This is a genomic window from Streptomyces sp. NPDC050287 (genome assembly GCF_044459385.1).
Lineage (GTDB): Bacteria > Actinomycetota > Actinomycetes > Streptomycetales > Streptomycetaceae > Streptomyces.
The window spans coordinates 78,650-94,274 of record NZ_JBITIY010000015.1 but is presented as its reverse complement, the minus strand read 5'-3'; the positions used below and the strand labels follow the sequence as shown (position 1 = coordinate 94,274).

At 72.1% G+C, this 15,625-nt stretch carries 14 protein-coding genes, 1 pseudogene and 1 riboswitch; of the genes and pseudogenes, 12 read left to right on the top strand and 3 right to left on the bottom strand.

Annotated elements, in window-relative coordinates:
- Positions 1-24: 24 nt before the first annotated feature.
- Positions 25-714: a DUF5995 family protein gene (locus ACIBK3_RS38160; RefSeq protein ID WP_399372473.1), complete on the bottom strand. Its 690-nt coding sequence runs from the start codon at positions 712-714 to the stop codon at positions 25-27.
- A gap of 174 nt (positions 715-888) precedes the next feature.
- On the opposite strand from ACIBK3_RS38160, the gene ACIBK3_RS38155 reads away from it, so the two are divergent.
- Entirely contained in the window at positions 889-2,049 is a 1,161-nt protein-coding gene (locus ACIBK3_RS38155) for a glycoside hydrolase family 6 protein (protein WP_399372648.1), read from the top strand.
- Positions 2,050-2,187: 138 nt separating this feature from the next.
- Positions 2,188-2,283: pseudogene (locus ACIBK3_RS38150) on the top strand (acyl-CoA thioesterase); the annotation flags it as partial.
- On the opposite strand, the gene ACIBK3_RS38145 reads toward ACIBK3_RS38150, so the two are convergent.
- Entirely contained in the window at positions 2,252-3,463 is a 1,212-nt protein-coding gene (locus ACIBK3_RS38145) for an MFS transporter (RefSeq protein WP_399372471.1), read from the bottom strand. The pseudogene ACIBK3_RS38150 and the gene ACIBK3_RS38145 sit on opposite strands and share 32 nt — an antisense overlap.
- Before the next feature lie 130 nt (positions 3,464-3,593).
- Between ACIBK3_RS38145 and ACIBK3_RS38140 the strand changes: the two genes are divergently transcribed.
- The 10 genes from ACIBK3_RS38140 to ACIBK3_RS38095 all read left to right on the top strand — a co-directional run bounded on the left by ACIBK3_RS38140 (position 3,594) and on the right by ACIBK3_RS38095 (position 13,025).
- Positions 3,594-5,021, top strand: coding sequence for an ROK family transcriptional regulator (locus ACIBK3_RS38140; RefSeq protein ID WP_399372470.1), 1,428 nt, complete (start codon positions 3,594-3,596; stop codon positions 5,019-5,021).
- A gap of 258 nt (positions 5,022-5,279) precedes the next feature.
- Positions 5,280-5,410: riboswitch (FMN riboswitch) on the top strand.
- A gap of 145 nt (positions 5,411-5,555) precedes the next feature.
- A complete protein-coding gene (locus tag ACIBK3_RS38135) occupies positions 5,556-6,158 on the top strand; it encodes a riboflavin synthase (protein ID WP_399372469.1) in 603 nt (200 codons plus the stop codon).
- Positions 6,155-6,796 carry a nicotinamide riboside transporter PnuC gene (locus tag ACIBK3_RS38130; protein WP_399372468.1) on the top strand — a complete coding sequence of 214 codons (642 nt, stop codon included), beginning with the start codon at positions 6,155-6,157 and terminating at the stop codon, positions 6,794-6,796. The genes ACIBK3_RS38135 and ACIBK3_RS38130 overlap by 4 nt, the downstream gene beginning before the upstream one ends.
- A complete protein-coding gene (locus ACIBK3_RS38125; protein WP_399372467.1) occupies positions 6,793-8,166 on the top strand; it encodes a bifunctional 3,4-dihydroxy-2-butanone-4-phosphate synthase/GTP cyclohydrolase II in 1,374 nt (457 codons plus the stop codon). The genes ACIBK3_RS38130 and ACIBK3_RS38125 overlap by 4 nt, the downstream gene beginning before the upstream one ends.
- A gap of 21 nt (positions 8,167-8,187) precedes the next feature.
- Positions 8,188-8,673, top strand: a complete 486-nt coding sequence (ribH, locus tag ACIBK3_RS38120; RefSeq protein WP_399372465.1) for a 6,7-dimethyl-8-ribityllumazine synthase — start codon at positions 8,188-8,190, stop codon at positions 8,671-8,673.
- A gap of 34 nt (positions 8,674-8,707) precedes the next feature.
- The gene (locus ACIBK3_RS38115; protein WP_399372464.1) at positions 8,708-8,980 is read left to right on the top strand and encodes a phosphoribosyl-ATP diphosphatase; all 273 of its coding nucleotides are present in this window, start codon (positions 8,708-8,710) and stop codon (positions 8,978-8,980) included.
- Positions 8,981-9,025: 45 nt separating this feature from the next.
- Positions 9,026-9,883, top strand: a complete 858-nt coding sequence (gene hisG, locus ACIBK3_RS38110; protein ID WP_399372462.1) for an ATP phosphoribosyltransferase — start codon at positions 9,026-9,028, stop codon at positions 9,881-9,883.
- 24 nt (positions 9,884-9,907) lie between these two features.
- Positions 9,908-10,375 (top strand): PH domain-containing protein, encoded by a 468-nt coding sequence (locus tag ACIBK3_RS38105; protein WP_399372461.1) that lies wholly within the window; start codon positions 9,908-9,910, stop codon positions 10,373-10,375.
- Between the two features lie 233 nt (positions 10,376-10,608).
- A complete protein-coding gene (locus tag ACIBK3_RS38100) occupies positions 10,609-11,943 on the top strand; it encodes a hemolysin family protein (RefSeq protein ID WP_399372460.1) in 1,335 nt (444 codons plus the stop codon).
- The gene (locus ACIBK3_RS38095; RefSeq protein WP_399372458.1) at positions 11,940-13,025 is read left to right on the top strand and encodes a hemolysin family protein; all 1,086 of its coding nucleotides are present in this window, start codon (positions 11,940-11,942) and stop codon (positions 13,023-13,025) included. Before ACIBK3_RS38100 ends, ACIBK3_RS38095 begins: the two co-directional genes overlap by 4 nt.
- 571 nt (positions 13,026-13,596) lie before the next feature.
- Here the strand turns inward: ACIBK3_RS38095 and ACIBK3_RS38090 are convergent.
- Positions 13,597-15,459 carry an AAA family ATPase gene (locus tag ACIBK3_RS38090; RefSeq protein WP_399372456.1) on the bottom strand — a complete coding sequence of 621 codons (1,863 nt, stop codon included), beginning with the start codon at positions 15,457-15,459 and terminating at the stop codon, positions 13,597-13,599.
- Positions 15,460-15,625 lie beyond the last annotated feature (166 nt).

The window sequence follows — 15,625 nt, the reverse complement described above, 5'->3', positions numbered from 1 at the left end:
ACGGCACCGGGCCCGGTCCTGTTCTCACCGGTCCGGCAGCGGAGTGAGCAGCATGCGCCCCGCCAGCCCCACCGCCGCGTCCAGCCGCTCGGTGAACTCCCCGGCGACGTCGGGCAGTCCGCGCAGCGCCCACAGGGCCCGGGCCGCGGTCCAGGTGGCGTCCCGGGCCCGTTCCAGGCTCCACGCGCCGAGCAGATGAGTGAGCGGATCGGCGATCTGAAGGAGGTCGGGGCCCGGCATCAGCTCTTCGCGGATGCGCTCCTCCAGCGACACGAGGAGATCGCCCACGTGGTCGTACTCGTCCTCCACCTCGGCGGGTTCGCAGTCGAGCGTACGACAGGTGTCCACGACGGCGAGCGCGAGGTCGTGGCCGATGTGCGCGTTGATGCCCGCGAGGGCGAACTGCAGCGGTCGTACGCCGGGATGGCGGCGCATCTGGAACAGGGGACGCCAGCAGGCGGGCGGGCGCCGCCCGTGGGTCACCGTCTCGACGGCGGCGAGGTAGCGCTCCGCGAACCGTACGTCCAGCGTGATCGCGGCCCGCGCGTCGTCGAACCGCCCGCTGTCGACGCGCTGGTCGACGGCCTCGGTGACCGCGAGGTAGACGCGGTTGAAGACCGCGACACCGTCCCCGGCCGGCAGGGCCGCGTCGAGCGCGCGCATACGGGCGATGACCGCGTCTACGGGAGTGGTGAATTGTTCGCATTGCACCATGAGGGCAGAGTCGCAGCTTTAGGGTGAGCCCGGTACCGGCGGGCCCGACGCTTCCCCAGAACGGGGGAACGCGCCCGCCGCTGGGGGAGGGGGAGCGGCACCGTGTCAGGCTTACGTGCCCAGCGCCTGGCCGCGCGCCGTGCCGAGCGCAGGCGGACCGCACGGCGCGGCGCGATGGTCGCGGCGGCGTCCGTCGTGGTCGCGGTCGGCACCGCGACCGGCATGCTGTCCGCCCTCGACGACCGGCACGCCTCCGACGAGGCGAAACCCGAGGTGAGCAGCTCGCCCTACCTCGCACCGCTGCCCGCCGTACCGACACCGTCCGCCTCGCCGAGCCCGAGCGCCTCCGCCTCGCCGACCCGGGGGAACCCCAAGAAGACGCCGGGCCCCACGCCGACGCCCACCAAGCAGGAGAAGACGCAGAGGACGCAGAAGGGGGAAAATGGGGAGATGGGCCCCACCGCCTTCGTATCCGCGCACCTCTACCGTCACCCCGAGTCGCAGGTGCTGGACTGGGTGCGTGCCAACTCCGGCGACCCGCGGCGGGCGGTCATAGAGTCCCGTATCGCGGACCAGCCGGCCGCTGTCTGGTTCGCCGACTACAGCCCCTCGACGATCACCGCCCGGGTCCGTGCGGTCACCTCGGGCGGGGCCACGCAGGGCCGGGTCCCGGTGCTGGTGGCGTACGCGATCCCGGGCCGTGACTGCGGGGGCGCCTCGCAGGGTGGGGCGCCCGACCTCGACGCCTATGACGCCTGGATCGACGCCTTCGCCGCCGGGCTCGGTTCCGGTGAGGCCGTCGTCATCCTGGAGCCCGACTCGATCGCCCAGGCCGAGTGCCTGTCGTCGGGCCGACGCTCCCGCCGGTTCGCCTCCCTTGCCCGCGCGGGCCGCGTCCTCAAGGCCGCCGACGCCAAGGTCCGGGTCTACTACGACGCTGGGCACTCCGGCTGGAACGCCGCCGCGAAACAGGCGAGTTGGCTCAGGCAGGCCGGGGCCGCCTCGGCCGCCTCCTCCGACGGCGTGTTCAGCAACGTCTCCAACTTCCACCGCACGGCCGACGAGATCGCGTACGACCGCGAGGTCCTCGACGCCCTGGGCGGTCCCGCGAGCCTGGGCGCCGTCATCGACACCAGCCGCAACGGCAACGGCCCCCCGGCCGACGGGGCGTGGTGCGACCCGCCGGGCCGGAAGATCGGCCGGGCGCCCACGCTGAACACCGGCGAGTCGCGGATCGACGCCTACCTGTGGGTGAAGCTGCCGGGGGAGTCGGACGGCTGCCAGGGCTCGCCGGGCACGTTCTCGCCGTCGTACGCCTACGATCTGGCGCGCTGAGTGCCGTTGTCGTGGGTGCTGGTGCCCTCGTCCAGCAAGGTTCCCGGACATTGTCCAGGAAAGCGGGGGCTGAGCGTCCGCTCAGGGTCGATGGTCGAGCGGGCCTGGGCCGAGCGGTGGCAGACCAGGCTTCCTCTCGGCGCCGGGATCCTGGTCCGGCTCGACGCGCGGACGATGCGCCCGGCGCCGTGGAGCGACACGTTCAGGGCCGCGGGCCGGGAACCGCCGCGGCCTCGGCACCGGCCTTCGGCCGGTCGCGGTCGGCCGCGCGCAGCACGCCCGCGAAGGCCACGAGCCCGCAGGCCAGCACGGTCACCAGGCCGAACGAGACGACCAGACTGGTCGCCTGGGCGAGGCCGCCGATGGCACTCGGCGCGACCAGACCCGAGGTGTACGTGATCGTCGCGACGCCCGCGATGGCCAGGCTGGGGTTCGAACCGCTGCGACCCGCGGCGGCGAAGCACAGCGGTACGACGACCGCGATACCGAGGCCCATCAGCGCGAACCCGCCCATCGCCACCGCCGGGTCGCCCGCGACGACGATCAACAGCCCGCCGAGGGCGGCCAGTACCCCGCTCACCCGGACCGTGGCCACCGAACCGAACCGGTCCACCACCTTGTCGCCGGCGATCCGGGCGACGGCCATGGTGAGGGTGAAGCCGGTCGTACAGGCGGCCGCGAGCCCGGCCGAGGTTTCCAGCTGGTCGCGCAGATACACCGCCGACCAGTCCAGGCTCGCGCCCTCCGCGAACACCGCGCAGAACCCGACCGCGCCGATGAGCAGCGCCGACTTCGGCGGCAGCGCGAAGCGGGGCGGCGGCTCCTCGTCCTCGGCGGGCTGGATGTCGAGCACCCAGGCGCACGCGGCCACGCCCAGCACGGTCAGTACGGCGGCGGCCAGCGCGTGGTGCAGCCGGGCGTCCGAACCCAGGTGGGCGGCGAGCGTGCCGGCCGCCGAGCCGACCAGGGCGCCCGCGCTCCACATGCCGTGCAGACCCGACATGATCGAGCGGCCCAGCCGGTTCTCGACCTCGACACCGAGCGCGTTCATCGCCACGTCCGCCATGCCCGCCGTGGCGCCGTAGACGAACAGCGCCAGGCACAGGGTCAGCAGGTTCGGGGCGAGGGACGGCAGGATCAGGGCCATGGTCCACAGGGCGATCAGGCCGCGCAGGGCGTTCCGGGCGCCGAAGCGGTGGGTGATGCTGCCGGCCAGCGGCATCGCAACGGACGCGCCGAGCGCGGGGAAGGCGAGGGCGAGGCCCAGTTGTCCCGCGCTGACCGACGCGTGGTCCTGGATCCACGGCACGCGGGTCGCGAAGGAGCCGGTGACCGCGCCGTGCACGGTGAAGACGGCGGCCACGGCGTACCGGGCCCGCCTCACCTCGCGCTGCTCGTAGATCACTCCACTCATTCTCCGGCCCTCCCGGCTTCCGGTCTCCCCTGGCCCCTGCGCCGCCGTAAACTATCAGGAACCCTGCCTGATAGATAGCGAGTTACCGGCCGCCCGCCGTGCGGCCGCGCCGATCTGGAAGGATCCCGGCATGCCCGCATCCCCGAGCACCGCACGGGCCATCAACGACCGGCTCGCGCTCAGCCTGCTCGCGCAGGAGGGCCCGCTGACGGCGGCGCGGTTGAAGCAGCTCACCGGACTGTCCAGACCCACCGTCGCCGACCTCGTCGACCGCCTCACCGCCGCCGGTCTCATCACCGTGGTCGGGGAGTCCGGCGAGCAACGGCGCGGGCCCAACGCCAAGCTGTACGGCATCGTCGCCGACCGCGCGCAGCTGGCGGCGGTCGACATCCGCACCGAGGGCGTCGCCGTCGTCGTCTCCGACCTGCTCGGCCGCGTGCTCGCGGAGGCCTCCGTACCGATCGGCGACGCCACGGGCACCGGGCCCGCGGTGGAGCAGGCGGTCACGCTGGTCGAACGAGTGGCGAAGGAGGCCGGCGCCGACCGGCTGCACACCGTCGGTATCGGCGCGCCCGGCCTGATCGACCCGGCGAGCGGCGAACTCCGCGACTCCTCGGGCCTGCCCGCCTGGCACCGGCGTCTGGTGACCGCACTCCAGGAGCGGCTCCCCGACGCCCGGTTCAGCGTGGAGAACGAGACCAACCTCGCGGCCCTGGCGGAACAACGCGACGGCGCGGCCCGGGACCGGGACACCTTCGTCCTCCTGTGGCTCGGCGTGGGCATCGGCGGGGCGCTCGTCCTCGACGGCACCCTGCGCCGGGGCGCCTCCGGCGGCGCGGGCGAGCTCGGCTTCCTCCCGGTACCGGGCACCAGGGGGCTGCCGTCGGCGACCGACTGCGACGGGGGCTTCCACTCGCTCGCGGGCGCGGGCGCGGTGGCCGCGCTGGCGGCGGAACACGGGGTGACGGCCGCAGCGACGGCACACGAGCCGGAGGCGGCGGCGCTGGTGCGGGCGGCTGTGTCGCCGGTGGGGGGACGGGCGGCGGTGGGGGGCGGGGCTTCGGTGGCCTCGGCGGCGGACCGGGTTGCGGGGATCGGGGTGCCGGGGGCCTCGGCGGCGGGCCAGGCGTCGGGCGTCGAGGGGGGCGGGGCCCCGGTCCCGACGGCGGGCCAGGCGTCGGGGGTTGAGGCTTCGGGGGTCTCAGCGGAGGTCCAGGCAGCGGTGGATGAGGCTTCGGTGGGGGAGATCGCCGGGGCCGGCGCCGCTCGCTTCCTCGACGCCCTCGCCAACCGGATCGCCCTCGGTGCCGCCGCCGTGATCTCCGTACTGGACCCGGGCTGTGTGGTGCTCGCCGGTGAGGTCGGCCGTGCGGGCGGCGATGTCCTGGCCCGGCGCGTGCAGGACCGTCTCGCCCGGCTGTCCCCGCTGCCCACCGAGGTGCGCTCCAGCACCCTCGGCGGGGGAGCGGTGCTGCGCGGGGCGCTGCTCACGGCGCGGGACCGGGCGCAGGACGAACTGTTCGCGCCCCCGCGTCAGTTGACCGACCGCGCCCGGTGACCGACCACGCCCGGCGACTGTCCCCGCCGGGCGCCGGTGGAGGGGCAAGAGCCCCGGCCTGGAGGTCCGGCGGCGGGCAAGGGCCGTCGTCGCCGTCGCCGGACCGTACGCAGACCCTAAGAGGACTAGACCAGCTGGTCAACAGGTACGGACCAACCGCGAAGCCGGTTACATTCCCGGCACGCTCTGTGAGGCACCCCACACCGTTCACCCGTATGGAGTTCGACCGGGCGTGGCACACTTGCCCTGTACCAGAAGCAGCGCACTCCGGGGTCGGTGAAAGTCCGAACCGGCGGTTACAGTCCGCGACCCGGTCGCTTCCAGCGGCCGGTTGACCAGGTGAAATTCCTGGACCGACGGTTAAAGTCCGGATGGGAGGCAGTGCGCGGCGGGCGGGCATTCGTGCGCGCCGCCGTATCAACTCGTCCTTCGGGACGGGTGTGTTCGGCGTCGCCCCGGTGTTCCTGCTCGTACGTTCTGTCGTCATCGACAGCCCCGGAGTCCGTGCCCCGATGTGGCAGGAGGACCCGGGAAGTGTTCACCGGAATCGTCGAAGAGCTGGGTGAGGTCACCGCCGTCGAGATCCTCGACGACGCCTCCCGCTTCCGTCTTCGTGGCCCCGTCGTCACCAAGGGCGCACAGCACGGCGACTCCATCGCCGTCAACGGCGTCTGTCTCACGGTCGTCGAGCACGAGGGCGACGAGTTCACCGCGGACGTCATGGCGGAGACTCTGAAGCGCTCCAGCCTCGGCGCCCTGACCGTCGGCTCCCGGGTCAACCTCGAACGCCCCATGGCCGTGGGCGCCCGCCTCGGCGGCCACATCGTCCAGGGCCACGTCGACGGCACGGGCACGGTCCTGGAGCGCGAGCCGTCCGAGCACTGGGAGATCGTGAAGATCTCGCTCCCCGCGGACCTCACGCGCTACGTCGTGGAGAAAGGCTCCATCACCGTCGACGGCATCAGCCTCACCGTCGTCGACGCCGGGCCCGACCACTTCACCGTCAGCCTCATCCCCACCACCCTCGACCTGACCACGCTCGGCCGCAAACAGCCCGGCGACCCGGTCAACCTCGAGGTCGACGTCATCGCCAAGTACGTCGAGCGGCTGATGACCCGTCAGGGGGCCGGCGAGTGAACGAGCTGAACTCCGAGGCGTTCGCACTCTTCGGCCAGCACATCCTGTGGTCGGACATGATCGGCAACATCCTCGGCCTGATCACCCTCGCCCTCGGCTGGCGCCGCTCCCTGTGGACCTGGCCGGTGCAGTTCCTGTCCGGCCTCGTCCTCTTCGGGGCCTTCTTCGGCCACCTGACCGGCAGCGCCGGCAAGCAGGCCGTCGTCATGGCCGTCGCCCTGTACGGCTGGTGGCAGTGGAACCGCAACAAGGGCCGGTCCGAGGACGGCCAGATCACCCCACGCTTCGCCACCTGGCGCGAGCGTGCGGCCATGGCCGGCGCCGCCGCCGTCGGCACGATCGCGGTGGCCCTGCTGTTCAAGGCCTACCCGAGCCTGTCCTGGGACCCCTGGCCGGACGCCTACATCTTCGTCGGCACCATCGTCGCCATGTACGCCCAGGCGCGCACCATGGTCGAGTTCTGGTTCGCCTGGCTCCTCGTCGACCTCGTCGGCGTCCCCCTCAACTTCGCCAACGGCTACGCCTTCTCCGGCTTCGTCTACGTCATCTACGGCGCACTCGTCCTGTGGGGCATGCGCGACTGGTGGCTGCGCTCCCGCAAGGACTCGCAGCCCGTCCTGGAAGGAGCGCCGGCATGACGGCCCACCCGTCACCCACCACCGCCCTGAACGAGGCTCCCCCAGAGCCGAAAGCCTGGGGGGACCCCCATCGCGCCGCACCTCTTGACCCACCGATCCTGTACAGCACCGACGGTATCGAGGACTTCGCGCTCGACCCCATCGAGCAGGCCGTCGCGGACATCGCGGCCGGCCGCCCGATCGTGGTCGTCGACGACGAGGACCGGGAGAACGAGGGCGACCTCGTCGTGGCCGCCGAGAAGGTGACCCCGGAGATCGTCGCCTTCATGATGAGCGAGTGCCGCGGCTTGATCTGCGCGCCGATGGAGGGCGACGAACTCGACCGGCTCCAGCTGCCGCAGATGGTCCAGGACAACACCGAGTCGATGAAGACCGCGTTCACGGTCTCCGTGGACGCCACGGCCGCCCACGGGGTGAGCACCGGCATCTCGGCCTCCGACCGCGCCACCACGCTCCAGCTCCTCGCGAGCGGCACGGCCGACCCGTCGGACCTGGTCCGCCCCGGCCACATCTTCCCGCTGCGCGCCAAGTCCGGCGGCGTGCTGGTCCGCGACGGCCACACCGAAGCCGCCGTCGACCTCGCCCGCCTCGCGGGTCTGCGCCCGGCGGGAGCCATCGTCGAGATCGCCGGCGAGGACGGCCGTATGCTCCGGCTGCCCGAACTGATCCCCTTCGCCCGCAAGCACGGCCTGACGATCATCTCCATCGAGGACCTGATCGCCTACCGCCGCAGCTCCGAGCCCACCGTCCGCCGCGAGGCCCAGACCCGGCTGCCCACCCGGCACGGCGAGTTCACGGCGTACGGCTACCGCTCCACCGTCGACGGCGTCGAGCATGTCGCCCTGGTCCACGGCGAGATCGGCGACGGCGACGACGTCCTGGTACGCGTCCACTCCGAGTGCCTCACCGGCGACATCTTCGGCTCCGCCCGCTGCGACTGCGGCCCCCAGCTCGACGCCTCCCTGGAACGCATCCAGACCGAGGGCAGGGGAGTGGTGGTCTACCTGCGCGGCCACGAGGGGCGCGGCATCGGCCTGCTGTCGAAACTGCGCGCCTACGAGCTCCAGGAACAGGGCCACGACACCCTCGACGCCAACCTGGAGCTCGGCCTGCCCGCCGACGCCCGGGACTACGGCGCCGGCGCGCAGATCCTCGAAGACCTGGGTGTCCGCAGCGTGCGCCTGATGACCAACAACCCCGACAAGACCGACGCGCTCGTCCGCCACGGCCTCAAGGTCACCGGCCGTGAGCCGATGCCCGTACAGGCGGGCGAGCACAACCTCCGCTACCTGCGCACCAAGCGGGACCGGATGGGGCACGACCTGCCCTGGCTGGAGACGACCCCCGTCTCCACCTGCGGCAACCAGTAAGCAAGACAAACGAGGAGAGACGTGAGCGGCAAGGGTGCACCGGAACTGTCCGTACGCGATGTCGGGGACCTGCGGGTCGCCGTCATCGCGGCACAGTGGCACGAGAAGGTGATGGACGGTCTGGTGGACGGCGCCCTGCGCGCCCTGCGCGACCTGGGGATCGACGAGCCGACCCTGCTCAGGGTCCCCGGCAGCTGGGAGCTCCCGGTCGTCGCCAAGGTCCTCGCGGGCCGCGGCTACGACGCGATCGTCGCCCTCGGTGTCGTCATCCGCGGCGGCACCCCCCACTTCGAGTACGTGTGCCAGGGCGTCACCCAGGGCCTCACCCAGGTCTCGGTCGACACCGGAGTCCCGATCGGCTTCGGCCTCCTCACCTGCGACACCGAGGAACAGGCCCTGGACCGGGCCGGTCTGGAAGGCTCGAACGAGGACAAGGGACACGAGGCGGTGACGGCCGCGGTGGCGACGGCGGCCACCCTCCGCTCAGTATCCGAACCGTGGCACTGAGGGCTGCGACACACCGCGTAGAGTGGGCGCCACCATGTCCAATAAGACGTTCGAGGAGCTCTTCACCGAGCTCCAGCACAAGGCCGCCAACGCCGATCCCGCCACCTCCCGCACCGCGGAGCTGGTCGGCAAGGGCGTCCATGCCATCGGCAAGAAGGTCGTCGAAGAGGCCGCCGAAGTCTGGATGGCCGCCGAGTACGAGGGCAAGGAAGCGGCCGCCGAGGAGATCTCGCAGCTGCTGTACCACGTCCAGGTGATGATGGTCGCCCGCGGCATCTCCCTGGACGACGTCTACGCCCACCTGTAAGCCGCACCCGTTCCCGCACACCACCACGCAAAGGAAGCCGACCTCATGCTGCGCATCGCCGTCCCCAACAAGGGTTCCCTGTCAGGACCTGCGGCGGAGATGCTGCATGAGGCCGGCTACCAGCAGCGCCGCGAGTCCAAGGAACTGCGGATCGTCGACCCGGAGAACGAGGTCGAGTTCTTCTACCTCCGCCCCCGCGACATCGCGATCTACGTCTCCTCCGGCAAGCTCGACATCGGCATCACCGGCCGCGACCTGCTGATCGACTCCGCCGCCAAGGCAGAGGAGATCCTCCCCCTCGGCTTCGCCCGCTCCACGTTCAGGTACGCCACCAAGCCGGGCACGGCGAAGGGGGTGCAGGACCTGAACGGCATGACGGTCGCCACCTCCTACGAGGGGATCGTCGCGGGGCACCTCGCGGACCACGGCATCGACGCCTCGGTCGTCCACCTGGACGGCGCCGTCGAGACCGCCGTAGAGCTCGGCGTCGCCGAGGTCATCGCGGACGTCGTCGAGACCGGCACCAGCCTGCGCAACGCGGGCCTGGAGGTCATCGGCGAGCCGATCATGAAGTCCGAGGCCGTCGTGATCCGCCGCACCGGCGCGGAGGCCGACGACAGCGTCGAGTCGAAGGTGCAGCAGTTCCTGCGCCGCCTCCAGGGCGTCCTGGTCGCCCGGACGTACGTGATGATGGACTACGACTGCCGGGTCGAGCAGCTCGAGAAGGCCGTCGCCCTCACGCCCGGCCTGGAGTCCCCGACCGTCTCCCCGCTGCACAACGAGGGCTGGGTCGCCGTCCGCGCGATGGTCCCCGCCAAGGAAGCGCAGCGGATCATGGACGACCTCTACGACATCGGCGCCCGGGCCATCCTGACGACGGCCATCCACGCCTGCCGTCTCTGAAAGCCGCACGAGAGCCACAGACCCATGTCCGACCTGCCCCCGCTCCCCGTCACCTTCCGGCCGAGCCGCACCCGTGCCGTCCTGCTGACCGCCGGCGTCGCCATCTTCGTGGTCATCACGACGATCGCGCTGCTTCTGGAGCAGCTCAGCCCCGGCGAGCGCCTCAGCTTCGTGATCACGGCCGCGCTCCTGGCCGGCGTGCTGGTCCTGCTGTCGAGGCCGAAAGTCGTCGCCGACGAGTCCGGGGTCACCGTCGTCAACATCGCCGGCAGGCGCCGTCTGGACTGGGCCGAGATCATCCAGGTGAACCTCCGCCCCGGCGATCCCTGGGTGTTCCTCAATCTCAGTGACGGCACCAGCCTGCCCGCACTCGGCATTCAGCCGGGCATCGCGAAACAGCAGGCCATCGCCGACGCCCGTGCCCTGCGGGCGCTCGCCGAGGCGCGCTCCACGGCCCGCCCCACGACCGGCCCCGACGAAGATCAGGGCTGACTGGGGGCATTCCACTCTGCCGCAGTGGCGGGTGTCTTGATTAATCTGGTGGCGGAGGCGTATTCGCTGCGCCTCCGCCCCTGTGCGCCGCCCGGCGTCCAGGGGTTCCTGCTACGCGAGGAGTGACCCTCTCCGGCGATGGACGGATCGTCCTGTAGTACCTGCGCCGCCCCCTGCCGACATACCGCGGACTGTGACCTCGCAGTCCGCGTGTACGCGGAGGCGGCGGCATCATGACCATCCCCCTGCTGCTCCTCGGAGCGGCGTTCCTGCTGATTCTCGCCAACGGTTTCTTCGTGGCGGCCGAGTTCGGCCTGGTGACGGTCGAGCCGACGGACGCCGAGAAGGCCGCCGCCGAGGGCGACCGACGGGCCCGTACGGTCGTCGAGTCCCTCAAACAGCTGTCCTTCCAGCTCTCCGGCACCCAGCTCGGCATCACCATCACCTCGCTCGTCGTCGGCATGCTCGCCGAACCGGCGCTCGCGGAGCTGTTGCGCGGCCCCATCAGCGCGACCGGCCTCCCCGAGGGCGGCGTCTCCGGTGTCGCCGTGGTCATCGGCATGCTGCTGGCCTCGGCCGTGCAGATGGTGATCGGCGAGCTCGTGCCCAAGAACTGGGCGGTGTCCAAGCCCATGCAGGTCGCGCGGTTCGTGGCCGGCCCGCAGCACGCCTTCGCCCGGCTGTTCCACCCGGTGATCGCCGCGCTGAACGCGGTCGCGAACCGGCTGGTCCGCACCCTGGGCGTCGAGCCCGCCGAGGAGCTGGCCTCCGCCCGCACCCCCGGCGAGCTGGTCTCCCTGGCCCGGCACTCCGCGCAGGCCGGCGCCCTGGAACAGGACACCGCGGACCTCTTCGTACGGACGCTGTCGCTGGCCGAGCTGACCGCGCAGCATGTGATGACCCCGCGCGTGAAGGTCAGCGCCCTGCAGTCCTCGGCGACCGCCGAGGACGTGGTCAACCTGACCCGCGCCACCGGCCTGTCCCGCTTCCCCGTCTACCGGGAGAAGATCGACGAAATCGTCGGCATGGTGCACCTCAAGGACGCGCTCGCGGTGCCCGTGCGGGAGCGTCTGCACACCCCCGTGGGGCGCATCGCGCGTCCGGCGCTGCTCGTGCCCGAGACCCTTCCCGTACAGCCGCTGCTCACCCAGTTGCGCAGCGAGCAGCCCATCGCCGTCGTCGTCGACGAGTACGGCGGCACGGCCGGCGTGGTCACACTGGAGGACATCGTCGAGGAGATCGTCGGCGAGGTCCGCGACGAGCACGACGGGCAGGACCTGCCGGAACTCGCGGCAGTCCCGGCGGAGGACGGCAGGCTCGCCTGGGAGGCCGACGGCAGCTGCCGGGTCGACATCCTGCAGCGCATAGGCCTCGACGTGCCCGAGGGGCCGTACGAGACCGTCGCCGGCCTGGTCGCCGATCTGCTCGGCCGGATCCCGGCCGTCGGCGACAAGGCCGAACTGCCCGGCTGGCGGCTGACCGTGCGCCAGATCGGGCACTACCGGGCGGAGCGAGTGCGCCTGGTCCGAACGACCCCGGCGGTGAACGTCATGGAGGCCGTCCGATGAGCCTGCTCCAACTCCTGTTCGCCGCGCTGCTCGTGCTCGCCAACGGCTTCTTCGTCGGGGCCGAGTTCGCGCTCGTCTCCGTACGCCGCAGCCAGATCGAACCGCTCGGCACCACCCGGGCCCGGCAGGTCCTGTACGGCCTGGAGCGGCTGCCGCAGATGATGGCGGCCGCGCAGTTCGGCATCACCGTCTGCTCGCTGACCCTGGGCGCGGTGGCGGAACCGACGGTCGCGCATCTGCTGGAGCCGGTGTTCGAGTGGATCCACCTGCCGCACGGCATGATCCACCCCCTCGGCTACGTCATCGCGCTCGTAGCGGTCGTCTTCTTCCACCTCGTCATCGGCGAGATGGTCCCGAAGAACCTCGCGATGGCGGCCCCGGAGAAGGCCGCGCTGTGGCTCAGCCCCGGCCTGGTCGCCTTCGCCCGCGTGTGCAGGCCGATCACCGTCGCCCTCGGCGCCTGCGCCCAGGGCATCCTGCGGCTCTTCCACGTCGAGCCCAAGGACGAGGTCGAGGCGGTCTTCACCAGCGAACAGCTCAACCGGCTGGTGGAGGACTCCGGCCAGGCCGGGCTGCTCGACCCCGAGGAGCAGGAACGCCTGGAGGACGCCCTGGAGCTGGGCTCCCGCCCGGTGACGGACGTCCTCCTGGGCCGCGAGTCACTGGTCACGGTCAGCCCCTCGGTCACCCCGGGGCAGATCGTCGAGCTCACCGCCCGCACCGGGTACTCCCGCTTCCCGATCGCCGCGGAGAACGGCGCCTTCATGGGCTACCTGCACGTGAAGGACGTCCTCGACCTGGAGGACTCCGAGCGGGCGGTACCGCAGCAGGTGTGGCGGCCGATGACGACTCTCAGGTCGGAACTCCCGCTGGACGACGCGCTCACGGTGATGCGCCGCGCCGCGACCCACCTCGCCCAGGTCGCGGACGCGTCCGGCAGGGTGCTCGGCCTGGTCGCGCTGGAGGACGTACTGGAACTCCTGGTCGGTGAGGTCCGGGACCCGGCGCACCGGGAGGTGCCGGAGGTGCGGGTGACGGAACCGCGGGCCAGCGGGGCGCAGGAGGAAGCACTGGCCGGCTGACGCGGGGGTGCCGCCGCAACCGACACAGCTCCCGGCGGTTGTGCGGCCGGGGCGCCGCCCACCCGGCACCGGCGCTCGCAGCGTGCGCGGTTGGGTGTGGTCGTGCCGTTCGGGGCGGCCACTGCCCGGTGTGGGGTCCGCGTGTGAGCGGCCGGGGGCGGTTCGGTTGCTGGGGCGGCGCCCGGCCGGCCGCGGTGTCGGCGGCGTGCGCGGTCGCGGGCAGCCGTGCCGCTCGGGGCGGTTGGGTTGCTGGGGGGACGTCCGCCGGCGGCGACGTACAGGGAGCTGCGGGCGGCCGGGATGCCGGGCGGCGCCCGGGCCGGCAGTGGCGTTCGCGCGTCCGCAGCCACCGGCGGTGGGACTGCTGGGGCGGCCCACCAGCAGCGGCACTCGTATCCCGCGCGGCCGCGGCAGCCGTACCCCTGGGGCAGTGCGGGAGGCCGGACGCAGCGGCACCCCGTCGGCGCGGGTGGGCGAAGCCCACCTGGCAGCGCCGCACCAGCGGGGCCTCCCGCCGGCCGGAGCGAGCGAACCCACCCGGCCCCGGCACCGGGGCACAGGGCGGCGAGCCTCATATCGCCGACGGATCCTGCGGCCCCCGCCCCGACAGCACCTCTCCGTACGCCTGCATCAGGTCGGGAAGCCGCAGTGTCGACAAGTCGTCCCGGCTCAGCATCCCCGGATACGTCGACAGCCGAAGATCCCGGTACGCACAGCTCTTCTCGTACAGCGTGCGCAGGAACCGCCCGTTGCCCAGCTCGTCGATCCACCCCTGGTCGACCACGTGCCCGGCGATGGAGCGCAGCTCGTCCAGCGCCTCCTCGTCCCACACGTCACCGTTCTCCTGGGCCAGCACCTCGCCGATGGAGGTGAGTTCGAGGGGGCGGTAGGAGGGAAAGTCGACGCGGGTCGTGAAGCGGGACGACAGCCCCGGGTTGGCGGCCAGCAGCCGGTCCATGCCCTCCGGATAGCCTGCCAGGATCACCACGAGGTGGTCCCGGTTGTCCTCGGCCCGCTTCAGCAGCACCTGCAACGCCTCGTCGCCGTACGCGTCGCCCTTGCCGTACCCGGAGTTGGACAGCGAGTACGCCTCGTCGACGAACAGCACCCCACCGAGCGCGGAGTCGATCAGTTCGTTGGCCTTCACCGCCGTCTGGCCGAGGTACTCGCCGACGAGATCCGCCCGCTGCGCCTCCACCAGATGGTCGCCGCCGAGCAGCCCGAGGGCGTAGAAGACCCGGCCGAGGATGCGGGCCACCGTGGTCTTGCCGGTGCCGGACGGGCCGGAGAAGACGAAGTGCCGCTTCGGCGGCTGGACCGGAAGGCCCTGCCCGGCGCGCAGCCGGGCCATGTTCAACTGCGCGGACAGCGCCTTCACCTGGCGCTTCACGGGCTCCAGACCCACCATGCGCTCCAGCTCGGCGAGCGCCTCTTCGAGCAACGCCGGGTCGGTCGGCCCGGCGGGCAGCGACGGCGAGGACACGAGCTTCTCGCGCACCGCCGGGTCGGTCACCGACGACAGCGGACCGGAGGCCGGCAGATCCGGCTCCGTCAGCTTCAGCTCGCGGCCCTCGATGCCGAAGAGCAGGTCAGGGCCGTCAGGGCCGTCCATCATGTCCTGGCCGGCCCCGGTGAGCGTGATCGCCGCGAGGTCGGCGGAGTCGTCGTACCCGTCGCCTTCGGAGATCGCGGCGAGCCGGGCCGAGGTGTCCATGAAGGCGGGGTCGACGCGGTGCACGGCCCGGTACAGGGGGAGGGCGGCGGCGGAGCGGCCGGTGCCCTCGTGGGCGCGGGCCAGCCAGTAGCGCAGCTCCTTGCGCTGGGGCTGCTCGCTGCGGCAGCGCATCAGGGCCGCCGACAGCAGGGGTTCGGCCTGCCCGTACATCTCCAGCCGGACCCGGGCCATGCCGCCGAACAGACCGGCCTCGATGCCGAGCATGGGGTCGTTGATCAGCGGGTCGGTGTGCCGGACCAGCTGTTCCCAGTCCTTGACCAGATAGGCACGGCAGGCGTGCAGGAACCGGACCTGGGGGTCGGTGTCCACCGGTGGCAGGCCCGCGAGGGCCCGGTCGAGTTCCGGGACGTGCCGTCCGTCCAGCCAGTGCGAGGCGTGCGCGAGCAGCAGATCACGCGGGCCCTCCAGCACCGGTTGTACCCACCAGCCCAGCCAGTACCAGGAGTTGAGGGTGCGGCGATGTCGGGTGCGCTGTTCGCCGAAACGGTCCCGGTGCCGGAACATCCGCAGCAGCGCCGTCGTCGTGTCGACGCGCAGCGCGTGCAGTCCGAGCCAGCCGTCGGCCATCCCGGGATCGATCCGCACCGCGGTGCGGAACTCCTCCTCCGCCTGTGGGTAGGCGCCCATCGTGTAGGCGTCCACGCCTCGCAGCCAGGCGAGGTCGGCCGGGGCCTCGGGGCCCCGCGTGCCGAAATCCATCACGTCCCCCACAAACCGTGCCCCCGTTTGGTTCGCCGACGGGCCGGTGCCCGTCGGCCGCCTTGGTCCAACCGCTGTGCCGCGGACCGGAGTTGCAACGGTGCGCAGAGCAGCCGTCCGCAGGTCGCACCGAAGGCATCGTACCCGCGGGGGTGTCGCTCACCGA

Excerpts from the sequence above, each read along its gene's own strand:
- ACIBK3_RS38160 (WP_399372473.1), bottom strand. The coding sequence starts at position 714 with ATGGTGCAATGCGAACAATTCACCACTCCCGTAGACGCGGTCATCGCC.
- ACIBK3_RS38155 (WP_399372648.1), top strand. The coding sequence starts at position 889 with ATGGTCGCGGCGGCGTCCGTCGTGGTCGCGGTCGGCACCGCGACCGGC.
- ACIBK3_RS38145 (WP_399372471.1), bottom strand. The coding sequence starts at position 3,463 with ATGAGTGGAGTGATCTACGAGCAGCGCGAGGTGAGGCGGGCCCGGTAC.
- ACIBK3_RS38140 (WP_399372470.1), top strand. The coding sequence starts at position 3,594 with ATGCCCGCATCCCCGAGCACCGCACGGGCCATCAACGACCGGCTCGCG.
- ACIBK3_RS38125 (WP_399372467.1), top strand. The coding sequence starts at position 6,793 with ATGACGGCCCACCCGTCACCCACCACCGCCCTGAACGAGGCTCCCCCA.
- ACIBK3_RS38115 (WP_399372464.1), top strand. The coding sequence starts at position 8,708 with ATGTCCAATAAGACGTTCGAGGAGCTCTTCACCGAGCTCCAGCACAAG.
- hisG (WP_399372462.1), top strand. The coding sequence starts at position 9,026 with ATGCTGCGCATCGCCGTCCCCAACAAGGGTTCCCTGTCAGGACCTGCG.
- ACIBK3_RS38105 (WP_399372461.1), top strand. The coding sequence starts at position 9,908 with ATGTCCGACCTGCCCCCGCTCCCCGTCACCTTCCGGCCGAGCCGCACC.
- ACIBK3_RS38100 (WP_399372460.1), top strand. The coding sequence starts at position 10,609 with ATGACCATCCCCCTGCTGCTCCTCGGAGCGGCGTTCCTGCTGATTCTC.
- ACIBK3_RS38095 (WP_399372458.1), top strand. The coding sequence starts at position 11,940 with ATGAGCCTGCTCCAACTCCTGTTCGCCGCGCTGCTCGTGCTCGCCAAC.
- ACIBK3_RS38090 (WP_399372456.1), bottom strand. The coding sequence starts at position 15,459 with ATGGATTTCGGCACGCGGGGCCCCGAGGCCCCGGCCGACCTCGCCTGG.